Genomic DNA, 23,101 nt, shown 5'->3' on the forward strand with positions numbered 1-23,101 from the left:
GGCGGGCCGTCGCCGAGTCCGTCGCGGTGGCCGTTCGGGCAGTTCAGGGCCCCTGTCCGGAGGTCTGCCGGGAAAAACGCCGCGCGCTGCGCGGAGTGCCGGACCGGTTGCCGGGTATGCGCCCGGCGCAGTCCATGCGACAGGAGGGACATCATGCTGAAAACCCTCGCGGTCCGGCAGGCCGACATCGGCGATGCCATCGCCGACACCTGGAGGTCGGTGCTGCTCTTCATCCCGAAGGCAGTGGCCTTCATCGTCATCCTCGTGGTCGGCTGGCTCATCGCCAGAGCCGTCCTCAAGATCGTGGATACGGTGCTGGAACGGGTGCGTTTCGACCAGGCGGTCGAACGCGGTGGCATCAAACGGGCCCTGGAGAGAACGAAGTACGACGCCAGCGACATTCTGGCCAGACTGGCGTACTACGCCGTACTGCTGTTCACGCTGCAGTTCGCCTTCGGAGTCTGGGGGCCCAACGCGATCAGTGACCTGATCAGCGGCGTGGTGGCCTGGCTGCCGCGCGCGTTCATCGCGATCGTCATCGTGGTGGTGGCGGCCGCGATCGCCAACGCTGCGCGGGATCTGGTCACCGGGGCGCTGGGAGGGCTCTCGTACGGCAAGGTCCTGGCCGACCTGACGGCGATCTTCATCATCGCGCTCGGTGTGATCGCCGCCCTGAACCAGGTGGGTATCGCCACCACGGTGACGACTCCGGTGCTGATCGCGGTGCTCGCCACGGTGGCCGGCATCCTGATCGTCGGCGTCGGCGGTGGTCTCGTGAAGCCGATGCAGAAGCGCTGGGACGGCTGGCTGGACCGGGCTGCCCAGGAGGCTCGGGCGGTGCAGCAGCAACGTCAGGCCGCGTCGGCCGGGCGTAGCGACGTGGAGCGGCAGATGGCCGACCGCGGGGGTGACCGCACCCAGGCCATGCCCCGGGTGGACGAAGCCCAGCAGTACCGCTCGTAGCGGGGCGGAACGGCACGACGGGTGGGAGGGTGTTCCGCGTACGACGCGGGGTGCCCTCCCTCGCGTGTCAGTGCCGGTCGAGTGCGCGAGCCAGCGCGCAGACCGCGACCAGGCGGGTGAGCAGCCACTCCGGCTGGCTCCAGTCCACCGGCCCGTTGGGCGGCGTCCACCCGTGCTCCAGGGCGGCGGCGCGCACCCCCTCGGCGTAGCCGGCGAGCGCCGCGGAGGTCAGCGGCGTGCGGTCCCCGTCGAGGCTGTCCCGGACGGCCGCCGCGTGCTGGTCGACCAGGGCCAGCAGGCCCGGCCGCGCGGCGGCGGCGGCGAGCCCGACAGTGCCCACGGAGACGGTGAGGGCGGCCAGGGTGGACCGCGCCGAGTCGACGGCGGTACGGGGGGCGACCCGGTTGAACGGCACACGCATGGTGACCGAGGCTAACCGACCAGTGACCGGGTCGACCTCGTCCGCTCGGTGGATGTCGGCTGCGCCACTGGGCGGTCGCCGCTGACCTGGGGGATTGATCCGGCACAGACGGGGCAGCAGGAGAACCACCCACGGATGACGGCACCCAGCACGGAGGCACGGATGGGACAGCAGGCGGACGGACCCGACGAGCGGCACCGGCGACCGGACGGGGTCAGCGACGCCACGGTCGCAGCGCTCGGCAAGCTCAGCGAGGCGCTGGAGTGTGTGGAGCGGGCCCGGGGACACCTCTACTCGATGCACCAGTTGATCGGCCATGCCGACCTGATGCTCGACGACGCGGTGGAGCAGTTTCGCGCCGCCGGGCATCCGCACCTCGCCGACCGGATCGCCACGGAGCTGCGCGGCCGCAACGTCATCGCCGGACGATGGACGTTCCAGATCGTCGAGGACTTCGACGACGGCTACCACGCGCTGTTCCGGGAGTTGGACCAGCAGGCCCGCGACGAGTTGGTGGGTGGGCGGCGCCACCTCTACGAGGCGGAGATGAAGGAACGCCGCCGTAGCCGGGGCCGGCCGGGCCACGAGGCCCGGCCGGGCGGCGAGGACTAGTCGCTTGTCGCGTCGGCCGGGCGACGCCGTGCCGCGTCGTCAGCGATGATCACGGTGGCCACCATCAGCGCGACGCAGAGGCTGAACAGCCACGACTCGTCGGCGACGAGCCAGGCGGACACGGGTGCCTGGAGCGCGGCGAGCAGGAAGCCGAGCCAGGCGAGCCGGCGCTGACGCGTGGAGAGGATTCCGGAGCCTTGATGCATTCCGAAATTCTTACGCGAACGGGCCGGCTTGCCGTCCTCCGATCGGCCGATTCTGGATGAGCTGTCCGTTTTCTCGACCGTACGGACACGACTTCTTGCGTCGCGAGCGATCGGGTGCCGACGGCGCTAGGGTGCGCTGCGGCAGGATTGTGCCTCGTGTCCACCGCGCCCGCGCGTCCCCGCGCCTTGCTGCTCCTGCTGTCCTACCTCGCGTTCGTCAGCCTCGGCCTGCCCGACGGCCTGCTCGGCGTCAGCTGGCCCTCGATCCGGGGCGACTTCGAGGTACCGACCGAGGCAGTCGGGTGGGTGCTCACCGCCGGCACCATCGGCTATCTCACCTCCAGCGTGCTGGCCGGCTTCACGCTGGCCCGGATCGGCGTGGGCGCCCTCCTCGCCGGCAGCACCGTGCTGGCCAGCCTGGCGCTGACCGGCTACTCGGTGAGCCCCGTGCTGGCGGTGCTGGTGGGCTGTGCGCTGGTGCTCGGGCTCGGCTCCGGCGCTGTCGACTCCGGGCTCAACGCGTACGCCGCCGGGGCCTTCGGGCCCCGCCACATGAACTGGTTGCACGCGTTCTTCGGCCTCGGTGTGGCCATCGGTCCACTGATCATGACCGGGGTGCTGAGCGCCGGGCTCGCCTGGCGCTGGGGGTACGGCATCGTGGCCGCCGCCCAACTCGTCCTCGCCATCGCATTCGTGCTCACCATGCGGGCCTGGCAGCGCGGCGTCCCGGCCAGCGCCGGCGCCAGCGCGCCTACCGAGGCGGGCGCACCGGTCCAGGCCACACCCGCCGCACCGATCCTCGGGGTTCCGGTCCGGGACACGCTGCGGTTGCCGGCCGTCTGGTCGGGGCTGCTCGCCTTCATGCTGTACGTGGCCATCGAGGTGGCCGCCGGCCTGTGGGCGTTCCTGCTGCTGACCGAGGGGCGTGGACTGAGCGCGGCGCTCGCCGGCGGCTGCGTCTCCGCGTACTGGGGGAGCCTCTTCGTCGGCCGGGTCGTGCAGGGTCTGGTGGCCGAGCGCCTGGGGGCGGGGCTGGTGTTGCGCGTCAGCCTGGCCGGAATGGCCGTCGGCGCGGCGCTGATCGCCGTTCCCGGGCCGGCCTTGCTGGCGGTGCTCGGCCTGGTCGTTGTCGGTTTCGCCGCCGCGCCGGTGTTTCCACTGCTCACCCTCACCACCGCCGACCGGGTCGGCGCGGCGCACGCGGACCGCGCCATCGGCCTCCAGATCGGCGCCTCGGGCGTCGGCGCGGCGCTCGTCCCGGCCGGGCTGGGCGTGCTGATCGGCAACACCTCGGTGGAGGTGCTGGGCTCGGCCCTGCTGGTGCTCGCGCTGGCGCTGATCGCGCTCTACGAGTGGGGCACGCGTCGCCCCTCCGCCGGGCCCCCCGCACCGGTGATTCCCGCCCAGTCCGGGAGCGAGGGTCAGACGTCCGGCCCGGTCCGGCCGGTGGTGGACGGGCGGTAGGCGCGCTGCGGGTCGGTGGCCTCCCGGCTGTTGCCTGATGCCTGCCCGTCCCGGTCCGACGCGGCCGGCCCGTGCCCGAACGCGGCCTCCTCGCCGGCGTCGTTACCCGTCACGTCGTCGGCCTCTCCGTCGAGGCTGGAGCCCGACACCGCGCGCTCCAGCTCCTCCAACGGAAGCCGCTCCTCGTCCCGCCACACCCTGATGTTGTCGTCGGTCATACCAACAGCCGTACCCGGGCGCGATGATCGCAAACGGGCTCGGACACGGCGATGGCCGCCGGGATTCCGGCGGCCATCTCAGGTCACTGCTCACTGTCACGGCTGCGGACGGTCCACCTGTCCGCGCCAGGCGCCGGTCTCCTGACCACGCCGCTCGATGTAGGTCTTGAACCGTTCCAGGTCGCCCTTGGCCCGCCGGTCGACGATGCCGAGCTTGTCGCCGGCCTGCTCGACCACACCGTGCGGCTCGAACTCGAGCTGCAGGGTGACCCGGGTCTTGTCCTGGTCCAGTCGGTGGAAGGTCACCACGCCGGCCTGCTGGGTGCCGTCGGTCGAGCGCCAGGCGACCCGCTCATCGGGGAGCTGTTCGGTGATCTCCGCGTCGAACTCGCGCTTCACCCCGGCGATGTCCACCGTCCAGTGGGTCATCGTGTCGGAGAGCTGCCGGACCTCCTGCACACCCTCCATGAACTCGGGGAACTCCGCGAACTGCGTCCACTGGTCGTACGCGGTGCGTACGGGTACGGAAACGTCCACATGTTCGGTAACGCCACTCATCGGGGAACCTCCTTCAGCCGCTGGTGGATTGTCGGATCGGGGGCGATCCCTCTCACCAGCGAGTTGTCTCGTTCTTGTTGCCGAGCGCGGCCCACACCTCGGAGACCGTCTGGTAGACGGTGCCCTCGGGCAGCCGTTCCAGCGCCGCCACGATGTCGTCCGGCGCCTCGTTCTCGCGGGCGCTGGCGATGAGCACCAGGCGGTCGCCCGGCAGCGCGCTCATCGAGATGAACCGGCCGAGCCGGCTGCGCTGCTCGACGTCCGTGGAGCTCATGCCCTGTGGGGTGCCGGTGCGCAGGTCGCCGGCCGGGGCGGTGGTCGTCTCCGGCTGGTCCTCGCCAGCCGGTTCCGGCACCCGCGACTCGTCGACCCGAGAGCCACCGGTCCCCGGCCCCTGTACGAGGCCACTGACCTCCTGACTCATCTGTTCGTCGATCCTCGGTCCGTGCTTGCTGTTGCCACGCTCCATGCCTTCTGCGCTACCCGGCACCCTGCCCGGTAAACCGGCACCGGGTCGCGAACCGGCCCGGAGGCCGGACATCCGGGCCACAACCGGCGCTCAGGAGTCGGCGGGCTTGCGCGGCGGCAGCACCGGCTCCTCCGGGTCCGGGTCGCCGGCCTGCAACTGCCGCCCGCGTTGCACCTCGGAGTTGATCTGCACGCCCAGCATCAGCGCCGAGTTGGACAGGTAGAGCCAGACCAGGAACGCGATGGCCGCGCCCAGGCTGCCGTAGGTCGTCTTGTACGAGGCGAAGGTGGCCACGTAGAAGCCGAAGCCGAAGGAGACCGCCGTCCAGGAGACCAGGGCCACCGCGCCGCCGGGGGTGAGCCAGCGGAAGCGGGGTTGGCGCACGTTCGGCGCGATCCAGAACAGCAGCGACAGCAGCACCATCATGACCATGGCGAGCACCGGCCACTTCGCCACGCTCCACACCGTCCGGGCCAGGCCACCGGCGTTGATCAGATCACCCACCGCGTCGGTGACCGGGCCGCTGACGATCAGCGCGAGGGCGACCACCGCGAGCAGCACGAGCGTCACCGCGGCCAGGCCGATCTGTATCGGCCGCAACTTCCACACCGACCGACCCTCGGTCACCCCGTAGATGGCGTTGGAGGCCCGGGTGAACGCGCCGATGAACCCCGACGCCGACCACAGAGCGCCGAGCAGACCGAAGCTCAGCAGCACCTTCGCGTTGTGTTCCTGGACCACCACGGACCGGAGCACGCCGACCACGCCGCCGTCGTCGCCGGTCACCACCGACCCGGCGCCCACCTGTTTGGCCAGGTCGACCACAGTGTCCAGGGTCCGCTCGCCGTCGGAGACCAGACCGACCAGGGCCACCACCACGATGGCGGACGGAAAGAGCGCCAGGACGCCGTAGTAGGTCAGCGCGGCGGCCCAGTCGGAGCAGTTGTCGTTGACGAAGTTCTGCACGCTGCGGACCAGCACCCCACGCCAGGTCCGCCAGCTCAGCTGCCGCATCCGTCGGGGCACCCGGGTGCCCGGTGTGCCGTCGAGCGTCGTACCGGGCTCCGTGGTCGTCATGCCCGCTCCCTGCGCCCCGGCCGCCGGATGACCGGTCGTCCGGTCTGGCCTGGCCCGGCGGTACCCGGATGGGGAAATCGACAAACCCACCCCGCCCCCGGCCGACGCCGCTAGGGTTTGCCGCCCCGTCACCGGGGAACGGTCACAGTGACCCTGTCGACACGGAGGAGGACGAGATGCCCGGGCGCGAGGACCTGCCCAGCACGCTGCGACGCTCCCCGGAGAAGGCGCAGCGCACCTGGGAGAAGACGCACGACTCGGCGGTCGAGACCTACGGCGAGGGGGAGCGGTCGCACCGCACCGCCTTCGCCGCCGTGAAGCACCAGTTCGAGAAGGTGGGCGACCACTGGGAGCCGAAGGGCCGCAAGGGCCCCAGCGACCAGCAGGCCGCCGGTGGCGGGCCGGAACGACGGGCCCCCACCGCCGGTGGCGTGGACGCCAACGCCACCAAGGACCACCTGATGTCGGTGGCCCGCAAACTCGACGTGCCCGGGCGGTCCAGCATGACCAAACCGGAGCTGGTCACGGCCATCGAGAAGGCCAACGACCGCGCCACCCGCAAGGCCCGCGGCGACTGACGCCGCCGCCCCACAGCACAACAGACGCGGTACGGGCGGACGCGCCACCCCTGCGTCCGCCCGCACCGTTCACCAGTGCCCGCCCCCCGGCGCCTCGATGTGCACCGCCTTCGTGGCGCTGAACTCGTCCAGCAGCTCCGGGCCGTACCCGAAGCCCTGCCCGCTGGCCCGGCGCGGATGCGCGGCACCCCCCGGCGCACCCCCGAACACCGCGTTGATCTTGACGGTTCCCACCGGCAGCTCGCGCCAGGCCCGCTGCGCGTGACTCATCGACGGGGTCAACACCGTGGCGGCCAGCCCGTACGGGGAGTCCGCCGCGCAGCGCAGCGCCTCGTCGAACGAGTCGACGACCACCACCGGGGCTACCGGCCCGAAGGTCTCCTCCCGGACCAGCGGCATGTCGTGGCGGCAGTCGGTGACGACGGTGGCCGGGTAGAACGCCCCCGGCCCGTCCGGAACCTCACCGCCCACCCGCACCAGTGCGCCGTCCGCCACCGCTGCCGCCACCTGTCCGTGCACGTGGTCCCGGTGCCGCCGGTCGACCAGCGGACCCAGCTCGGTGCCCGGGTCCCGGCCCGGCCCGACCCGCAGCGCTCCGGCGCGTCGTGCCAGCGCGGCCACGAAATCGTCCGCCACCTCCCGGTGCACGTAGAGCCGCTCCACCGCCACGCAGATCTGCCCGGCGTTGGCGAACGCACCGAGCGCGGCCTGCTCCGCCGCCCACTCCGGGTCGACGCCCGCGTCCACGATCAACGGGTCACTGCCGCCGTTCTCCAGGAGCACCTTCGCGCCGGTACGGGCCGCCGCCGCGGCGATCGCCCGCCCGGTCGCTGTGGAACCCACGTGGGCCACCACGTCGACCTCCTGCGCCGCCAGCGCCGCACCCACCTCCGGGCCGCCGGTGAGCAGCGACAACACCCCGGCCGGCAGCGCCTGGTCCAGTGCCCGGGCCAGCAGCCAACCCGTCGCCGGTGTCCGTTCGCTCGGCTTGTAGAGCACCACGTTGCCGGTCACCAGGGCCGCGCCGAGCAGTCCACAGGAGACCGCGACCGGGTCGTTCCAGGGGGTGATCGCCGCGACCACCCCGCGTGGCTGCGGGGACAGGAAGTCCAGCGCGTCGTTCTCGCCGTTCAGCGTGCGCCCGCCGCGCAGGGGCGCCAGTTCCGCATACTGTCGCAGGGTGCCGATCCCCGCCTCGACGCCGCCGCGGGCGTCCGCCAACGGCTTGCCCATCTCCGCGGTGACCGCCGCCGCCAACTCCTCGATGACCGCCTCCACCGCGTCCGCGGCCCGGTGCAGCGCCGCGGCCCGTTCCGCCGGCGCGGTCGCCGCCCACTGGGCCGCCGCGTTGCGGGCCGCCTGGGTCGCCTTGCCCACCTCGTCAGCCGTGGCCACCGGCACCGTGCTCACCGGCGCGTCGTCCGCCGGATCACGCACGACCAGTTCGCCGCCGTCGCCGCCCGCACCCCACACCCCGCCCACCAGCTGCGCAACCGTGTACATGCGGCGCTGGATGCCCCGGCCTCGACGAGGCAAACGCGTTTCGCCCGGTTGCGCGCCGGGTAGGCGGATCCGATGACAACCACCACCGCGCAGAGCGCGGACGCCGTCATCGTCGGCGCCGGGCACAACGGCCTGGTGGCGGCCAACCTGTTGGCCGACGCCGGCTGGGACGTGGTGGTGCTGGAGGCGACCGCGGTGCCCGGCGGCGCGGTCCGCTCCGCCGAGGTCACCGCGCCCGGCTACCTCAGCGACCTCTACAGCTCGTTCTATCCCCTCGGGTACGCCTCACCGGTGCTGGGTGGCCTCGACCTGGGTCGACACGGACTGTCCTGGCGGCACTCGCCGGACGTGCTGGCGCACCTGCTGCCGGACGGTCGGGCCGCCGTGATCAACCGGGACCCGGACGTCACGGCCGCGTCGCTGGAGCAGTTCGCCCCCGGGGACGGTAAGCGTTGGCTCAACGCGTACACCGACTGGCTCGACGTGGCCGAGCCGATGCTGGAGGCGATCACCTCGCCGTTCCCGCCGGTACGCGGCGGGCTGGGCCTCCTACGCCGGTTGCGCGTCGCCGGCGCGCTGCGACTCGCGCGCCGGCTCGTCGTACCGGTCCGCAAACTGGGCGACGAACTCTTCGACGGCCCCGGCGGGCCGGCCCTGCTGGCCGGCTGCGCCCTGCACACCGACCTCTCCCCGGAGGAGGCCGGCTCCGGGGTGTACGGCTGGCTGCTGGCCATGCTTGGCCAGCAGGTCGGCTGGCCGGTGCCCGACGGCGGCGCGCAGCAGATCACCAACGCGCTGGTGGATCGGCTACAGGGGCGCGGCGGGACGATCATCTATGGTGCCCAGGCCGACCGGGTGCTCACCGCCCGGGGTCGGGCGATGGGGGTCCGGACCGTCGGCGGGGCGCTGTGGCGGGCCCGACGGGCCGTGCTCGCCGACGTGCCGGCACCAGCGCTCTACCTCGACCTGGTCGGCGCGGCGGCACTGCCGTCGCGCCTGGTGGAGGACCTGGCGCACTTCCGGTGGGACGGCTCCACGCTGAAGGTGGACTGGGCGCTCTCCGCGCCGGTGCCCTGGACGAACCGGCAACTGGCCGGCGCCGGCACCGTGCACCTCGGCGCGGACCTGAACGGGCTCACCCACTACGCCAGCGAGTTGGCCCGCGGCGAGCTGCCCCGCGACCCGTTCCTGCTGGTCGGGCAGATGTCGGTGGCGGACCCGAGCCACTCCCCGCCGGGCACCGAGTCGCTCTGGTCGTACACCCATCTGCCGTTCCGGCGAAACTGGCGGGCCGAGGAGGTCGCCGGGCACGTGCAGCGGATGGAGGACGTGCTGGAGGCGGCGGCACCGGGTTTCCGGCGCCTGATCGTGGGCCGACACGTGGCCGGGCCGGCCGAGCTGGAGAAGGGCAACCCGAGCCTGGTCGGTGGCACGCTCGGCGGCGGGACCGCCGCCGCGTACCAGCAGCTCTTCCTGCGCCCGATCCCTGGCCTGGGCCGGGCGGACACCCCGGTGGACCGGCTCTTCCTGGCCAGCGCGTCGGCGCACCCCGGCGGCGGTGTGCACGGTGCACCCGGCGCGAACGCGGCCCGCGCGGCGCTGGCCCGCGACCGCGCGCTCACCGGCCGCGCCTACGCCGCAGCCATCTCCACCGCCCACCGAGCCATCTACCCCACCTAACCCGCCCCCGGCCCTGCCCCCACCCCTGCCTCCGCCGTCCGCGTTGATCATGGGGTTGGCGGGGCGATTGGAGATCAACAAGCCCGCTAAACCCATGATCAACGCGGGGTGGGGCCGGGTGGGGTGGGAAGGGGTGGGTGGGTTAGCGGGTGATGTTGCGGTGTTTGCTGCGGAGGCGGAAGGGCATGAGCGCGCTCTCCACCTTGGTCGCGGTGGTCATCTTGGAGATGCCGTCGCGCCGCTCCTCGAAGCGGATCGGCACCTCCAGGATGGTGTGCCCCAGCTTGGTGGCGAGGTAGTGCATCTCCACCTGGAAGCTGTAGCCGTTGGACTGCACCCGCTCCAGGTCGATGTCGCGCAGGGCCTCGGCCTGCCAGATCTTGAAGCCGGCGGTGAGGTCCCGGATGCGTACCCGCAGCAGCGTGTGCACGTAGAGGTTGGCCCAGCCACTGAGCGCCCGGCGGTAGAGCGGCCAGTTCTCGTCCAGCTCGCCGCCGGGCACGTACCGGGAACCGATCACCACGCTGGCCTGGGTGGAGAGCAGCGCGCCGAGCATCCCCGGCAGCGCCTCGGGCGGGTGCGAGAGGTCGGCGTCCATCTGCGCCACGTACTCGGCGCCGCCCTCGATCGCCCGGGTCATCCCGTCCACGTACGCGCGGCCGAGGCCCTCCTTGCCGGCGCGGTGCACGACCTCGATCCGGTCGGGGTGCTCGATGGCCAGCTTGTCGGCCACCTCCCCGGTGCCGTCGGGGGAGTTGTCGTCGGCGACGAGGATGCGCAGCCCCGGCAGCGGCAGCGCGAGCAGCCGCTCGACCAGCGCCGGGAGGTTGCCCGCCTCGTTGTACGTGGGCACGACGACGGTCACGCGTGCGTCCCGCCACGGCGACGGCAACTGCACCGGCTTGATCATGTCGGTCATCCTCGGTTTGCGGACAAGGGTCATGGAAAGGGTATCTAGTTCCCGCATTCGGTCCGAGGGAGGCACCCCTCCCGGGCGTTGCGGACCCTCGCCGCCCACCGCGCGCGGGCGTCGAAGCCCTGGTCAGAGGCTTGCTCTGGTCAGCGGCGGCGGCGAGCGGCAGCGCTGAGGACGAGCGCCGCGACGGCGAGCGCGACACCGGAGAGCGCCGGTTTGTGCGTGCCGACCCAGAGCGCCGCGGAACGGTCACGCGCCCGTTCGCGGAACACACCCGCGGCGCCCCGGTCCGTGTCCGCGTCGCCGGGGTGATCCAGATTGTCCCGCCAGCTCGCCGGATCGATCTTCTCACCGGTCTGCTGGCTGTCGTAGCCGTCGCGGGCCAGCTTCCGGTCCAGCAGGCCGGGGAACAGGGCGTCGCCCACCCGGGCCTGCCAGGTCGGTCCACCCACGTTCAGCTCCCTGGTGCCACGGTCGGCGGCCCAGACGATGGCCCGGGCGGCCAGCTCCGGAGTGAAGATCGGTGGCACCGGCTGCGGGTGGCGGGGCAGCCGGGTGCGGACCCAGGAGAACTGCGGCGTGTTGATCGCGGGCAGCTGCACCATTGACAACTTCACCCCCGGGCAGTCGTGCAGCAGTTCGGCGCGCAGCGAGTCGTTGAACCCCTGGACGGCGTGCTTGCTGGCGCAGTACGCCGACTGGAGCGGAATCCCCCGGTAGGCCAACGCCGAGCCCACCTGCACGATCGTGCCCCGCCCGTGCGCCCGCATGTGCCGCAGCGCGGCGAGGGTGCCGTGCACCGTGCCCAGGTAGGTGACCTCGGTGACCCGACGGAACTCGCGCGCCGGAATCTCCCAGGCCGGCGCGAACACCGACGCCATCGCATTGTTGATCCACACGTCGATGCCGCCCCAGCGGTGCACCACGTCGTCGGCGGCCTGCTGCACCGCGCCCGCGTCGGCCACGTCGACCTGGTACACCCGGACGTCGGTCGCGCCGCGCAGCCGGCACTCCCGTTCGGCGGCGACCAGACCCGCCTCGCCCCGAGCCAGCAGCGCCAGCCGCGCGCCGCGCGCCGCGTACGCGTGGGCGACGGCCCGGCCGACGCCGGCGCTCGCGCCGGTCACCACGACGGTCCGGGTCACAATCACCCCTTTTGCCGAGTGGCGATGTCGGAGAGTCGGGCCAGTGTCTCCCGGTTACGCCGGTGCAGCACCAGATCGTTGATCTTGTTGTGGACCCAGCGCAGCGGTCCGGCGGCGAAGTCCTCCCCGATGCGGACCCGGGTGGCGCCCTCGCTTACCGGTTGCAGGGTGAAGGCCACGATCGCCTCGCCAGCCGGCCAGAGCCCGGCCTTGAGCACGAGCCGGTGCGGCGGTTCGCAGACCAGCACCGTCGACGCGTCCTGCAACGAGAACGGCCACGGCCCGGCGCGGTGGTGCAGTTGGCTGCCCACCCGGGGCCAGGCGTCGTCCACGTCACGCACGTGTGCGGTGCCCACCACCCAGTCGCTGTACGTCCACCCGTCGGCGAGTACGTCGAACACCTGCTGCGGGGGAGCGTCGATCACTTTCTCCACAATTGCCACCGGGATCCCATACCCGGAGCACGGCACGGGCTAACGACTGACCGGGTTAGCTTCTCCGGAACGGCGGGTAAGGCCGACCCGGGGCGTCGCTGTCGGCGCTGGCCCACCGCCTCCACGGCGACGTTTACTCCTCGGGGCGCAGGGAACCCGCCGCCTGTGCGACAGGACCAGGAGGATCCGTATCAGCGCAGGTCAGCCCAGGTGTACGCCGCTGCTGACCGCGCCAGCTCCGGGTCTGTCGCAAGCCCCCGACCAGTGCTCTACGACGCGGTGCTGCTGGACCGCGACGGCACCCTGATCGAGGACGTGCCGTACAACGGCGACCCGGAGAAGGTGCGACCGGTGCCGGGCGCGCGGGCAGCGCTGGACCGGCTGCGCGCGGCCGGGCTGCGGCTGGCGGTCGTCACCAACCAGTCGGGCCTGGCCCGGGGTTACTTCAGCGGCGAGCAGATGCGGGCGGTGCACGCCCGTGTCGAGGAGCTGCTGGGCCGGTTCGACGCGTGGCTGGTCTGCCCGCACGACGACGCCGACGGCTGTGACTGCCGCAAGCCGGCGCCCGGTCTGGTGTACGCCGCCGCCCGCGAGCTGGGCACGACGCCGTCCCGGTGCGTACTGGTGGGCGACATCGGCCGGGACGTCGGCGCCGCCATGGCCGCCGGGGCGGCGGGGGTGCTGGTGCCCACCCCGGTGACCCGGCCGGAGGAGGTCGCCGCCGCCGGGTGGGTGGCCACCGATCTGCCGGCGGCGGTGGCGGAGATCCTGCGCCGCCAACAGGCTGTGCAGCCCTCGACCCCGCCCACCGGACCGGTACGGACGGCGCTGGTGGTCCGCTCGGACTCGGCGGGTGACGTGCTGGTCACCGGCCCGGCGATCCGCGCCGTCGCGGCCGGAGCGGAGCGGGTGGTGCTGCTCTGCGGGCCGCGCGGTCGTGCCGCCGCCAACCTGTTGCCCGGCGTCGACGAGATCATCGAGCATCCGCTGCCCTGGATCGACCCCACACCGGGGCCGGTCGACCCGGAGGCCATGCGGAGCCTGACCGCGCGGTTGGGCGCGATCGACGCGGACCAGGCGGTGGTGTTCACCTCGTTCCACCAGTCCGCCCTGCCGCTGGCGCTGCTGTTGCGGATGGCGGGGATCGACCGGATCGCGGCGATCAGCGACGACTATCCAGGCTCGCTGCTGGACGTCCGGCACCGGGTGCCGGTGGGCGTCCCCGAACCCGAACGCGCCCTCTCCCTGGCCGCCGCCGCCGGTCACCGACTGCCCGACGGCGACGAACCGGTCCTGCGGCTACGCCGAGACGCCGTGCCGCCGCGCCCGGCCGACCTCGGCGAGCCGGGGTACGTGGTGCTGCACCCCGGGTCGGCCGCGTCGAGCCGGGCCTGCCCGCCCGAGGTGGCGACCCGGATCGTCGGGGCGCTGACCGACGCCGGGCACCGGGTGCTGGTCACCGGCAGCACGGACGAGCGCGCGGTCACCGCCCGGGTCGCCGCGGCCGGCGGCACCGACCTGGGCGGCCGTACCGACCTGGCCGGGCTGGCCGCGATCGTCGCGGACGCCGGCGCGGTCGTGGTCGGCAACACCGGGCCCGCGCACCTGGCGGCCGCCACCGGTGTGCCAGTGGTGAGTCTCTTCGCGCCGACCGTCCCGTTCGGCCAGTGGGGGCCCTACCGGGTACCCACCGTCCGGCTCGGCGACCCCGCCGCGCCCTGCCGGGACACCCGGGCGGCCAGTTGCCCGATCCCCGGGCACCCCTGCCTCAGTGGCGTCGACCCGGACGACGTGGTCGACGCGCTTCGGACCCTCGCCGTCAGCGGTGGTGGCGGCCGATGAACATCCTGCTCTGGCACGTGCACGGCTCCTGGACCACGTCGTTCGTGCACGGCAGCCATCGCTACCTGATTCCCACCACACCCGACCGTGGCCCGTACGGCCTCGGCCGGGCCCGCACCTACCCGTGGCCGGACAGCGCGGTCGAGGTCAGCCCGGAGGAGCTGCCGGGCGCCGACATCGACCTGGTCATCCTGCAACGCCCCGAGGAGATCGACCGGGCCGAGCAGTGGCTTCGTCGCCGCCCCGGCCGCGACCTTCCCGCGATCTACGTCGAGCACAACACCCCCAAGGGCGACGTGCCCAACACCCGCCACCCGATGGCCGACCGCGACGACCTGCTCATCGCCCACGTCACCGGGTTCAACCAGATCTTCTGGGACACCGGCACCGCCCGCACCACAGTGGTCGATCACGGCATCGTCTCCCCCTCCGCGTCCTACACCGGCGAGCTGGACCGGCTCGCCGTGGTGATCAACGAGCCGGTACGGCGAGGTCGGGTCACCGGCACCGACCTGCTGCCCCAGTTCGCCGAGATCGCGCCGCTGGACGTGTTCGGCATGGGCGTCGCCGGCCTCGCCGACCACCTCGGGCTGCCCGCCGACCGGGTGACCAGCCACGACGACGTGCCCCAGGAGCGGATGCACACCGAACTGGCCCGGCGGCGGGCGTACCTGCACCTGTGCCGGTGGACCTCCCTCGGGCTCAGCCTCATCGAGGCGATGGCGATCGGCATGCCGGTCGTCGCGCTCGCCACCACCGAGGCGGTGATGGCGGTGCCCCCGGAGGCGGGGGCGCTCGCCACCCGGACCGACACCCTGCTCGCCGCCGCCCGCCGGTTCATCGCCGAACCGGCGACCGCGCGGCAGGCCGGAGCGGCGGCGCGAACCGCCGCGCGCGACAGGTACGGCCTCGACCGTTTCCTCGCTGACTGGGACCGGCTGCTGGAGGAGGAAGTATGCGGATCGCGATGATCTCGGAGCACGCCAGCCCGCTCGCCGTCCTCGGAGGGGAGGATGCCGGCGGCCAGAACACGCACGTCGCGGAGCTGTCCGCCGCGCTCGCCGCCGCCGGGCACGAGGTGCGGGTCTACACCCGCCGCGACGCGCCCGACCTGCCGGTGACCGTCCGCTGCCCGGACGGGTACGACGTGGTGCACGTGCCGGCCGGCCCGGCCGAGCCGGTGGCCAAGGACGCGCTGCTGCCGCACATGCGGGAGTTCAGCAACTGGCTGATTGAGCGCTGGCGCGGCGGCGACTGGGTGCCCGAGGTCATCCACGCGCACTTCTGGATGAGCGGTCTGGCCGGGCTGACCGCCGGCCGGCAGACCGGGGTGCCGGTGGTGCAGACGTACCACGCGCTGGGCACGGTGAAGCGCCGCTACCAGGGTGTGCAGGACACCAGCCCGGCCCGACGGGTCTCCTACGAGCGGGAGCTGGGCCGCTCGGTGGACCGGATCGTCGCGCAGTGCCGCGACGAGGTGGGCGAGCTGGTCCGGATGGGTGTGCCCCGGTCCCGGATGACAGTGGTGCCCTCCGGGGTCAACCTCGCCACCTTCGCCCCGCTCGGGCCGGCCGCCGACCGGGAACCGGGACGGGCCCGCATCCTCACCGTGGGTCGGCTGGTCGAGCGCAAGGGCTTCCAGACCGTGATCCGCGCGATGGAGCTGGTCCCGGACGCCGAGTGCGTGGTCGTCGGCGGCCCACCCGAGGGGCTGTTGGAGACCGACCCGTACGCCCGCCGGCTGCGGGCCCTCGCCGAGTCGTGCGGGGTGGCCGACCGGGTGCACCTGGTCGGCGCGGTGCCGCGGGAGGAGATGGGCCGCTGGTACCGCTCGGCGGACCTGCTGGTCGCGGCGCCCTGGTACGAGCCGTTCGGGTTGACCCCGCTGGAGGCGATGGCCTGTGGGGTGCCGGTCGTCGGCACGGCCGTGGGCGGCATCCGGGACACCGTGGTCGACGGGACGACCGGTGACCTCGTGCCGGCCCGGGACCCGCACGCGCTGGCCACCGCGATCCAGGGGTTGCTCGACGACCGGATCAGGCGCTTCGCGTACGCGACGGCGGCGCGTGAGCGGGCCCGGGAGCGGTACTCGTGGGCGGCCACCGCCGAGCGGCTGGTCGAGGTCTACAGCGAGGTGGCCGCCGTGCGCCGGCCGACCCGGGTGGTGGCCTGATGCCGACGGGCAGCCTGCTCGACACCCACCTGACGAATCTCGCGGCGGCGCTGGTGCCGTACCGACGGTGTGAGCGACAGCTGGCGCGCTGGGGGGCGGACCTGGCCCACCGGCTGGCCGCCGGGGGTCGCCTGCTGGTGGCCGGCAACGGCGGCAGCGCCGCCGAAGCCCAGCACCTCACCGCCGAGCTGGTCGGCAAGCTGCACGACGACCGTCAGCCGCTGTCCGCGATCGCGCTGCACGCCGAGACGAGCGCGCTCACCGCCATCGCCAACGACTACGGCTACGCCGACGTGTACGCCCGCCAGGTGCGCGCCCACGGCCGCCCGGGCGACATCCTGCTGCTGTTGAGCACCAGCGGAACCAGCCCCAACCTGGTCGCCGCCGCGCAGGCGGCCCGCGACGTCGGGGTGACCACCTGGGCGCTCACCGGCGCCGCCCCCAATCCGCTCGCCGACGCCTGCGACGACGTGCTGGCCGTGGCGTCCCCGGACACCCAGGTCGTCCAGGAGCTGCACCTGGTGACCAGTCATCTGCTCTGCGAGTACCTCGAACAGGAGTTGCCCGCCGCGCAGGCGGCGGTAGTCCACCCCGTGCCCGGGGAGCCCGCACCGGCCGGTCGGCTGCCTGCCGCGCCGGTACGCACCGGGGTCGAGGTGGTGCTCGACGGCGGGGCCGGACAGCAGGTCGACGCGTGAGCCGGACAGCAGGTCGACGCCTGAGGATGAGGAGGCAAGCGTGAGGGGACCGGTGGTGGTGCTCGGGGACACCCTGCTCGACCGGGATGTGGAAGGTGTGGTGAACCGGCTCTGCCCGGATTCCCCGGTGCCGGTGCTCGACGAGACCGCGGCCACCGACCGACCAGGTGGCGCCGGGCTGGCGGCGGTGTTCGCCGCCGCGCAGGGCGCCGAGGTGGTGCTGGTGACCGCGCTCGCCGACGACGCCGGCGGGGCCCGGCTGAGCGCTCTGCTCGCCGCCGCCGGCGTGCAGGTGTACCCACTGGCCCTCGCCGGCTCGACGCCGGAGAAGATCCGGCTGCGGGCCCGGGGGCGGGTGCTGCTGCGCCACGATCGGGGCGGCACGTTCGGGGAGCCGGGTCAGCCCTCCGACGAGGTGCTCCGGGTGATCGCCGCGGCGTCGGCGGTGCTGGTCAGCGACTACGGCCGGGGGGTGGCCCGGCAGCCCGCGCTGCGCGACGCGTTGGCCGCCACCCGCGCGCCGGTGGTGTGGGACCCGCATCCGCGCGGCCCGGCGGCCGTGCCCGGCGTACACCTGGCCACCCCGAACGAGTCCGAGGTGCGCGAGCTGGTCCCCGCGCTGCCCGGCGCCTCCCGACTGGCCACCGCGTCCCGTGGTGCCCAGGGGCTACGGCGGCGTTGGCGGGCCGGCGCGGTCGCGGTGACGCTGGGCGGGGACGGCGCGCTGCTCTGCCACGCCGGTTCGACGCCGCTGGTGGTGCCGACGCCGGGTAGCGCCGAGGGGGACACCTGCGGTGCCGGCGACCGGTTCGCGGCGGCGGCCAGCCTCGCGCTGGCCCAGGGCGCGCTGGTCTCCGAGGCGGTGCAGGTGGCGGTCGCCGAGGCGTCCGCGTACGTGGCCGGCGGGGGAGTGGCCACGGCGCTGCCTCCGTCGGCGCCTGCGGTGCGGGCCAGGAGCGCGCCGGGGCCTCGAGCCCTCCAGCCGGTACCACGAGGTGGTGCGGTGGCCGACCGGGTGGGGGTGGCCGCTGTGGCCACGCTCCTGGGTGAGGTACGCGCCGCTGGTGGCACGGTGGTGGCGACCGGCGGTTGCTTCGACCTGCTGCACGCCGGGCACGTGGCCACCCTGGAGGCGGCCCGGCAGCTCGGCGACTGCCTGATCGTCTGCCTGAACTCCGACGCCAGCGTGGCCGGGTTGAAGGGGCCGGACCGGCCGGTGCAGTCCGAAGTTGACCGCAGCCGGCTGCTGGCCGCCCTGAGCTGCGTCGACGCGGTCCTCATCTTCGACGAGCCGACCCCGGAGACGGCGCTGTCCTGGGTACGCCCCGACGTCTGGGTCAAGGGCGGCGACTACGCCACCGGCGGTGGGGACGCGAGCGCCACCCTGCCGGAGGCGGAGGTCCTGCGCCGCTGGGGTGGGAACACCGTGGTGGTGCCCTATCTGGACGGCCGGTCCACCACCGACCTGATCGTCCGCACACTTGCGGAGCGGACCCGATGACGGCCACACGGCCCGGTGCCGGGCCCACCGTCCTGGTCACCGGCGGCGCCAGCGGCCTCGGCGCCGCTGTGGTCGCCGCGGTGGCCGCCTCCGGTGGTCGGCCGCTCGTCCTGGACCGGCAGCCGCCGGTCGACGGGGTGTCCTGGACCGAGTGCGACCTGGCCGACACACGAGCCGCCGAGGTGGCCACCCAGCACCTCGCCGAGCAAGCCGGTGGCCTGGACGCGGTGGTCACCGCCGCCGGCACGGACGTGCCGGGCCGACTCGCCGACCTGCCGGGGGAGACCTGGGACCGGATCGTCGCCGTCGACCTGCTGGCCACCGCGGCGGTGATTCGGGCCGCGCTGCCGTTCCTGCTGACGTCCCGGGGCCGCATCGTCACGGTCGCCTCGACCCTGGGCGTCAAGGCGGTCAGCGACGCCACCGCGTACTGCGCGGCGAAGTTCGGCGTGGTGGGGTTCACCCGAGCCCTCGCCGCCGAGCTGGCCGGTCAGGTTGGCGTCACCCTGCTCATTCCGGGAGGGATGCGCACCGCGTTCTTCGACGAACGTGACCCGCAGTACAAGCCGGGGCCGGACGCGATCCTCAACGAGCCCGCCGACACCGCCGCCGCGATCATGTTCGCGCTCAGCCAGCCGCCCGGTTGCGCGGTGCGCGAGATGGTGGTCTGCGCCGAGCAGGAGACCTCGTACCCGTGATCCTCGTGCTGCGCGCCCTCGGCGTCGGCGATCTGGTGACCGCGGTGCCCGCGCTGCGGGCGCTGCGGGCCGCGTACCCGTCGCGGGAGCTGGCGCTCGCCGCGCCCGGCTGGCTGGCGCCGCTGGTCGACCTGGTCGGTGGCGTCGACCGGCTGGTGGACACCGCCGGGCTGGAGCGACCCCTTCGGGTCGGGTCGGCCCCGCGGGTCGCTGTCAACCTGCACGGGCGCGGCCCGCAGTCGCACCGGCTGCTCGCGGCCACCCGACCCGGCCGGCTGCTCGCCTTCGCCAGCCCGGACGCCGGCTGCGCCGACGGCCCGCGCTGGGCCGTCGACGAGCACGAGGTGGACCGATGGTGCCGGCTGCTGTCCTGGTACGACATCCCGGCCGACCGCGCCGACCTCGGTTTGCGTCGGCCCGGGCCGACGGGGCTGCCCAGCGGTGTCACTCTGCTGCACCCAGGAAGCAAGATCCCGGCCAAGCGGTGGCCGGCCGAGCGGTTCGCCGCGCTGGCCCGGGCGCTGACCGACCAGGGGCACCGGGTGCTGCTCACCGGCTCGGCCGACGAACGGGCGTTGGCGGCCCGGGTGGCCGACGCGGCGGGCCTGAGCTCGGACGCGGTGCTGGCCGGCCGGACCGACCTGGGCGCGCTCGCCGCGCTGGTGGCCGACGCCCGGCTGGTGGTCAGCGGGGACACCGGCATCGCCCACCTGGCCACCGCGTACGGCACCCCGTCGGTCGTCCTCTTCGGACCGGTGCCACCGGCGCACTGGGGGCCACCGCCGGACCGGCCACGGCACCGGGTGCTCTGGGCCGGCGAGGCGGATTGGCCCAGGTGGGATGGGGTAGGAAGCCACCCGACGATGGCGGCTCTGCGCCTCGACGAGGTGCTGGCCGCCGTGGCCGAGGTGGAGAGGGTGGTGCGGGTCTCCGGTGCGGTTGCGGCGTAGCGACCCGGGTCGACCGGGGTACGGACGGCGTCGGCGCGGACGGGGTTGGCTCTTCGTCGACCCGTCCGGCGCTCCGGTGCGGGATCCGGATGTGCTGGCCCGGCTGCGGGAGCTGGTCATCCCGCCGGCCTGGCAGGACGTCTGGATCGCGCCGCACCCGAACGGGCACATTCAGGCGATCGGGATCGACGCGGCCGGACGCAAGCAGTACGTCTACCACCCGCGGTGGCGGGAGAAGCAGGACGAGGCGAAGTTCGACCGCGTGCTGGAGGTGGCCCGGCGGCTGCCGGCGCTGCGCGAACGGGTGGGGCGGGACCTGGACGGGCGCGGACTGGGCCGGGATCGGGTGCTCGCCACGGTGGCCCGACTGCTGGACATGGGGATGTTCCGGGTCGGCAGCGACCAGTACGCGGCCGGCGACGACCCGACGTACGGGGTGGCCACCCTGCGCCCCGAGCATGCCCGGTCCCGGCGCGGCTGCGTGGTGCTCGTGTTTCCCGCGAAGGGGGGCATCGAGCAGGTCCGCCGGATCGAGGACCCGGAGCTGTGCCAGGTGCTGGTCAATCTGCGCCGTCGTCGGCGACGGGCGGAGCGGCTGTTCGGCTACTGGGACGGCCGGGACTGGCGCGACGTGCGCAGTGACGAGGTCAACGGCTACCTGCGCGACGCCAGCGGTGGGGAGATGACCGCGAAGGACTTCCGTACCTGGCACGCCACGGTGCTCGCGGCCACCGAGTTGGCCACCGCCGGCCCGGCCCGCTCGGTGACCGCCCGGCGCCGGGCGGTGGTCGCGGTGATGCGTGCGGTGGCGGAGCTGCTGGGCAACACGCCGACGGTGGCTCGTGCGTCGTACGTGGACCCCCGGGTGGTCGACCTCTACCACGACGGGGTGGTGGCGTCGGTGGATCCACGGGCGCCTCGCGAGGAGGCGGAGCGGGTCGTCCTGGAGCTGCTGGAGAAGTCCTGACCGGCCCCGTCGGCGATTCTGGGGGGAAGCGCGACGGGACCGGAGCCTCGGGCGTGCGCGGGGTGCCACCGGGCGGCCGCCCGCCGCTCGCGCGGCGGGCGCCTCGCCACGGCCCCCGTTGGCGGCCCACCAGGCGATGGCCGGCCGCGTTGGTGTCAGTCTGCCGGCAGCGAGTTGACCGTGGACGCCCGGCGGTTGACGATCCGCGCCAAATCCGAGCCACTGTCGCGGTGCTCCTGCGGGGTGGTGCCGTAGGCAGCCCGGAATGCCCGGCTGAAGTGAGCCTTGTCGGGGAACCCCCATCGGGCCGCGACGGTTTGCACGGGCTGGGTGCGCAGCGCCGGGTCGGTCAGGTCGCGCCGGCAGCGGGCCAGCCGCAGATCCCTGATGTACGACGCCACAGTGGCATTCTCGGTCTCGAACAACCGGTGCAGGGACCGCACCGAGATGTGGTGGGCGTCGGCGACGACCTGCGGGCCGAGCGTCGCGTCGCCGAGGTGGCGGTGGATGTACGACTGCACCTGGGTGAGCAGCGCCCGGCGGCGGACCTCGGTGGGCACGGCGTCCTCGGCGACGAGGTGGCGGCCGAGCATGGTGGTGGCCAGGTCGAGCCCCACCGCGCCGAGCCGGCTGGCGTCGGCGGCATGGTACTGCTCGGGGTGCCCGGTCACCTGGAGCAGGAACTGCGCCAGCAGCGCCCCGATCCCCTCGCTACCGGACATCCGGCCGCCGTAGAGCGCCGCCATCCGCTGCGGCGGTAGGGGCAGGGCGGCGTGTGGGATCAGCGTGATGATCGAGGTGGCCTGGTCCCGCTCGGGCTCGGTGGCGTGGTGACAGACGTCGTGCGGCCGCGACCCGTCGTAGAAGGTGAACTCGCCGGCCAGGATCTCGCTGCGGCGACCGTCCTGGCTGGACGTGCCGACGCCGCCGGTGGTGAGGGCGAGGATGTACAACTCCGGGTCGGACTGACGGACCAGCTTCCGGGTCCGGGTGGCGTCCAGCGACGGGTATTCGTACTGCACCAGCTGGATCGGGCCGAGGTCGACGAAGTCGGCGCGGGCGGCGAAGTCGTCGCTGTGCGCGGACTGGATGCGCAGCGGCGCGGAGGTGCGTGCGACCAGGTCCAGCCACATGCCGAACCGTTCGCCCGGTGGCAGGACGGTGGTGTCGATGGTGTTTCTCGGCAGCATGGAACTCCCTCAGCCCGTTCGGCGTTGGATCAGCGCCTCGACGCCGTCGAGGATCCGGTCCAGACCGAAGACGAACTCATCGTCGGGGTCGTCGTCCTGGTAGAGCACGCCGGCGCTCAGCACCCGGTGCAGCGCGGGGAAGCGGGCCGGGTCGATGAGTCGGGCCACCAGCCGGCCGTACGCCGGCATCATCTCGCTGGGCTCGACGCCGGCCGCCTGGCTGCCCTCGGCGATCTGCGAGGTGAGGGTGGCCTCGTTGCGGACGTACCCGGTGATCAGCAGGAGCACCGACATCTTTTCGCCCTCGCCGAGGGTGGTGCCGTCGAGGCAGCGCAGCCCGTCTTCCATCCAGCCGAGCTGCTGTGGGGTGATCGGTGGGCCGCTGATCGGCACGTGCAGCAGCCAGGACCGTTGCCGCAGCACGTCGTGCTCGGCCCAGGCCCACCGGGTGAGGCCGGCGCGCCAGTCGTCCTCCGGCGCGGGCGGCCCGGGGGATGGGCCGTACCCGGTGTCCACCATGAGCATCAGCAGCTCGTCCTTCGAGCCGACGTACCGGTAGAGGGCCATGGTCGCGGCGCCCAACTCCTTGGCCACCCGGCTCATCGAGACGGCTGCCAGGCCGTCGGCGTCGGCCACCCGTACGGCGGCGTCCACGATGGCGGGCACGCTCATTCCCGGCCGGGGGCCCTTGGGTGGTCGTTCCCGCAGCCCCCAGGCGCTCTCGATGGCCGGTGGGAGTACCGGCCCGCTGTCGTCTGTCTTCGCCGCCACATTTCCTCCTTGCCTCGCCATCCTAGTTCTGCGTATGGTCTACGCATAACAGCGTACGACATACGCA

General features: G+C 73.5%; 25 protein-coding genes. 13 read left to right on the top strand and 12 right to left on the bottom strand.

Translation table 11 applies throughout. From position 1 onward, the window contains the following. Positions 1-153 precede the first annotated feature (153 nt). Entirely contained in the window at positions 154-963 is an 810-nt protein-coding gene (locus tag ACQRWP_RS05375; RefSeq protein WP_430501078.1) for a mechanosensitive ion channel family protein, read from the top strand. A gap of 67 nt (positions 964-1,030) precedes the next feature. On the opposite strand, the gene ACQRWP_RS05380 is transcribed toward ACQRWP_RS05375, so the two are convergent. Continuing rightward, positions 1,031-1,384, bottom strand: coding sequence for a DUF6401 family natural product biosynthesis protein (locus tag ACQRWP_RS05380; protein WP_430501079.1), 354 nt, complete (start codon positions 1,382-1,384; stop codon positions 1,031-1,033). A 162-nt stretch (positions 1,385-1,546) separates the two neighbouring features. On the opposite strand from ACQRWP_RS05380, the gene ACQRWP_RS05385 reads away from it, so the two are divergent. Then, positions 1,547-1,996 carry a hypothetical protein gene (locus ACQRWP_RS05385; protein ID WP_430501080.1) on the top strand — a complete coding sequence of 150 codons (450 nt, stop codon included), beginning with the start codon at positions 1,547-1,549 and terminating at the stop codon, positions 1,994-1,996. Here ACQRWP_RS05385 and ACQRWP_RS05390 read toward each other — a convergent pair. Then, positions 1,993-2,202 (bottom strand): hypothetical protein, encoded by a 210-nt coding sequence (locus tag ACQRWP_RS05390; RefSeq protein ID WP_196922173.1) that lies wholly within the window; start codon positions 2,200-2,202, stop codon positions 1,993-1,995. The genes ACQRWP_RS05385 and ACQRWP_RS05390 overlap by 4 nt on opposite strands. Positions 2,203-2,358: 156 nt before the next feature. Here ACQRWP_RS05390 and ACQRWP_RS05395 point away from each other — a divergent pair, with 156 nt between their 5' ends. Beyond that, positions 2,359-3,666 carry an MFS transporter gene (locus tag ACQRWP_RS05395; RefSeq protein WP_430501081.1) on the top strand — a complete coding sequence of 436 codons (1,308 nt, stop codon included), beginning with the start codon at positions 2,359-2,361 and terminating at the stop codon, positions 3,664-3,666. On the opposite strand, the gene ACQRWP_RS05400 is transcribed toward ACQRWP_RS05395, so the two are convergent. From ACQRWP_RS05400 to ACQRWP_RS05415, 4 genes are all read right to left on the bottom strand, one after another. Continuing rightward, positions 3,624-3,884 carry a hypothetical protein gene (locus ACQRWP_RS05400; protein WP_430501082.1) on the bottom strand — a complete coding sequence of 87 codons (261 nt, stop codon included), beginning with the start codon at positions 3,882-3,884 and terminating at the stop codon, positions 3,624-3,626. The two genes, ACQRWP_RS05395 and ACQRWP_RS05400, sit on opposite strands and share 43 nt — an antisense overlap. 96 nt (positions 3,885-3,980) lie before the next feature. Beyond that, complete coding sequence (locus ACQRWP_RS05405; protein WP_430501083.1) at positions 3,981-4,442, bottom strand: SRPBCC family protein; 462 nt, start codon at positions 4,440-4,442, stop codon at positions 3,981-3,983. 52 nt (positions 4,443-4,494) lie between these two features. Beyond that, positions 4,495-4,911 carry a DUF2795 domain-containing protein gene (locus ACQRWP_RS05410; protein ID WP_088947320.1) on the bottom strand — a complete coding sequence of 139 codons (417 nt, stop codon included), beginning with the start codon at positions 4,909-4,911 and terminating at the stop codon, positions 4,495-4,497. A 90-nt stretch (positions 4,912-5,001) separates the two neighbouring features. Then, the gene (locus ACQRWP_RS05415) at positions 5,002-5,988 is read right to left on the bottom strand and encodes a YihY/virulence factor BrkB family protein (protein WP_430501084.1); all 987 of its coding nucleotides are present in this window, start codon (positions 5,986-5,988) and stop codon (positions 5,002-5,004) included. A 176-nt stretch (positions 5,989-6,164) separates the two neighbouring features. On the opposite strand from ACQRWP_RS05415, the gene ACQRWP_RS05420 reads away from it, so the two are divergent. Next, the gene (locus ACQRWP_RS05420) at positions 6,165-6,566 is read left to right on the top strand and encodes a ChaB family protein (protein ID WP_210785235.1); all 402 of its coding nucleotides are present in this window, start codon (positions 6,165-6,167) and stop codon (positions 6,564-6,566) included. A gap of 69 nt (positions 6,567-6,635) precedes the next feature. Here the strand turns inward: ACQRWP_RS05420 and ACQRWP_RS05425 are convergent, their stop codons facing one another. Continuing rightward, on the bottom strand, positions 6,636-8,069 hold the full coding sequence (locus ACQRWP_RS05425; RefSeq protein ID WP_430501085.1) for an aldehyde dehydrogenase family protein: 1,434 nt from the start codon (positions 8,067-8,069) through the stop codon (positions 6,636-6,638). 72 nt (positions 8,070-8,141) lie between these two features. On the opposite strand from ACQRWP_RS05425, the gene ACQRWP_RS05430 reads away from it, so the two are divergent. Further along, on the top strand, positions 8,142-9,749 hold the full coding sequence (locus ACQRWP_RS05430) for a phytoene desaturase family protein (protein WP_430501086.1): 1,608 nt from the start codon (positions 8,142-8,144) through the stop codon (positions 9,747-9,749). 142 nt (positions 9,750-9,891) lie between these two features. Here ACQRWP_RS05430 and ACQRWP_RS05435 read toward each other — a convergent pair whose 3' ends face one another. The 3 genes from ACQRWP_RS05435 to ACQRWP_RS05445 all read right to left on the bottom strand — a co-directional run bounded on the left by ACQRWP_RS05435 (position 9,892) and on the right by ACQRWP_RS05445 (position 12,253). Beyond that, complete coding sequence (locus tag ACQRWP_RS05435; RefSeq protein WP_430501087.1) at positions 9,892-10,659, bottom strand: polyprenol monophosphomannose synthase; 768 nt, start codon at positions 10,657-10,659, stop codon at positions 9,892-9,894. Positions 10,660-10,808: 149 nt separating this feature from the next. Continuing rightward, positions 10,809-11,810 carry an SDR family oxidoreductase gene (locus ACQRWP_RS05440; protein ID WP_430501088.1) on the bottom strand — a complete coding sequence of 334 codons (1,002 nt, stop codon included), beginning with the start codon at positions 11,808-11,810 and terminating at the stop codon, positions 10,809-10,811. A gap of 2 nt (positions 11,811-11,812) precedes the next feature. Further along, on the bottom strand, positions 11,813-12,253 hold the full coding sequence (locus tag ACQRWP_RS05445; protein WP_430501089.1) for an SRPBCC family protein: 441 nt from the start codon (positions 12,251-12,253) through the stop codon (positions 11,813-11,815). A gap of 156 nt (positions 12,254-12,409) precedes the next feature. Here ACQRWP_RS05445 and ACQRWP_RS05450 point away from each other — a divergent pair, with 156 nt between their 5' ends. The 8 genes from ACQRWP_RS05450 to ACQRWP_RS05485 are packed head-to-tail and all read left to right on the top strand — an operon-like array spanning position 12,410 to position 21,073. Continuing rightward, positions 12,410-14,086 (top strand): HAD-IIIA family hydrolase, encoded by a 1,677-nt coding sequence (locus ACQRWP_RS05450; RefSeq protein WP_430501090.1) that lies wholly within the window; start codon positions 12,410-12,412, stop codon positions 14,084-14,086. Further along, entirely contained in the window at positions 14,083-15,057 is a 975-nt protein-coding gene (locus ACQRWP_RS05455) for a glycosyltransferase (protein WP_430501091.1), read from the top strand. Before ACQRWP_RS05450 ends, ACQRWP_RS05455 begins: the two co-directional genes overlap by 4 nt. Then, positions 15,042-16,259 carry a glycosyltransferase gene (locus tag ACQRWP_RS05460; protein ID WP_430501092.1) on the top strand — a complete coding sequence of 406 codons (1,218 nt, stop codon included), beginning with the start codon at positions 15,042-15,044 and terminating at the stop codon, positions 16,257-16,259. Before ACQRWP_RS05455 ends, ACQRWP_RS05460 begins: the two co-directional genes overlap by 16 nt. Then, a complete protein-coding gene (locus ACQRWP_RS05465; RefSeq protein ID WP_430503133.1) occupies positions 16,256-16,957 on the top strand; it encodes a D-sedoheptulose-7-phosphate isomerase in 702 nt (233 codons plus the stop codon). Before ACQRWP_RS05460 ends, ACQRWP_RS05465 begins: the two co-directional genes overlap by 4 nt. Positions 16,958-16,997: 40 nt before the next feature. Further along, positions 16,998-18,458 carry a PfkB family carbohydrate kinase gene (locus ACQRWP_RS05470; protein WP_430501093.1) on the top strand — a complete coding sequence of 487 codons (1,461 nt, stop codon included), beginning with the start codon at positions 16,998-17,000 and terminating at the stop codon, positions 18,456-18,458. Continuing rightward, a complete protein-coding gene (locus ACQRWP_RS05475; RefSeq protein ID WP_430501094.1) occupies positions 18,455-19,156 on the top strand; it encodes an SDR family oxidoreductase in 702 nt (233 codons plus the stop codon). Before ACQRWP_RS05470 ends, ACQRWP_RS05475 begins: the two co-directional genes overlap by 4 nt. After that, positions 19,153-20,106 (top strand): glycosyltransferase family 9 protein, encoded by a 954-nt coding sequence (locus tag ACQRWP_RS05480; RefSeq protein ID WP_430501095.1) that lies wholly within the window; start codon positions 19,153-19,155, stop codon positions 20,104-20,106. Before ACQRWP_RS05475 ends, ACQRWP_RS05480 begins: the two co-directional genes overlap by 4 nt. Beyond that, positions 20,090-21,073 (top strand): DNA topoisomerase IB, encoded by a 984-nt coding sequence (locus ACQRWP_RS05485; RefSeq protein WP_430501096.1) that lies wholly within the window; start codon positions 20,090-20,092, stop codon positions 21,071-21,073. Before ACQRWP_RS05480 ends, ACQRWP_RS05485 begins: the two co-directional genes overlap by 17 nt. A gap of 155 nt (positions 21,074-21,228) precedes the next feature. On the opposite strand, the gene ACQRWP_RS05490 is transcribed toward ACQRWP_RS05485, so the two are convergent. Then, positions 21,229-22,263: a helix-turn-helix domain-containing protein gene (locus ACQRWP_RS05490; protein ID WP_430501097.1), complete on the bottom strand. Its 1,035-nt coding sequence runs from the start codon at positions 22,261-22,263 to the stop codon at positions 21,229-21,231. A 9-nt stretch (positions 22,264-22,272) separates the two neighbouring features. Next, positions 22,273-23,034, bottom strand: coding sequence for a TetR/AcrR family transcriptional regulator (locus ACQRWP_RS05495; protein ID WP_430501098.1), 762 nt, complete (start codon positions 23,032-23,034; stop codon positions 22,273-22,275). Positions 23,035-23,101 lie beyond the last annotated feature (67 nt).

Source organism: Micromonospora trifolii, from assembly GCF_050516465.1.
In the GTDB taxonomy this organism is placed as follows: domain Bacteria; phylum Actinomycetota; class Actinomycetes; order Mycobacteriales; family Micromonosporaceae; genus Micromonospora; species Micromonospora trifolii.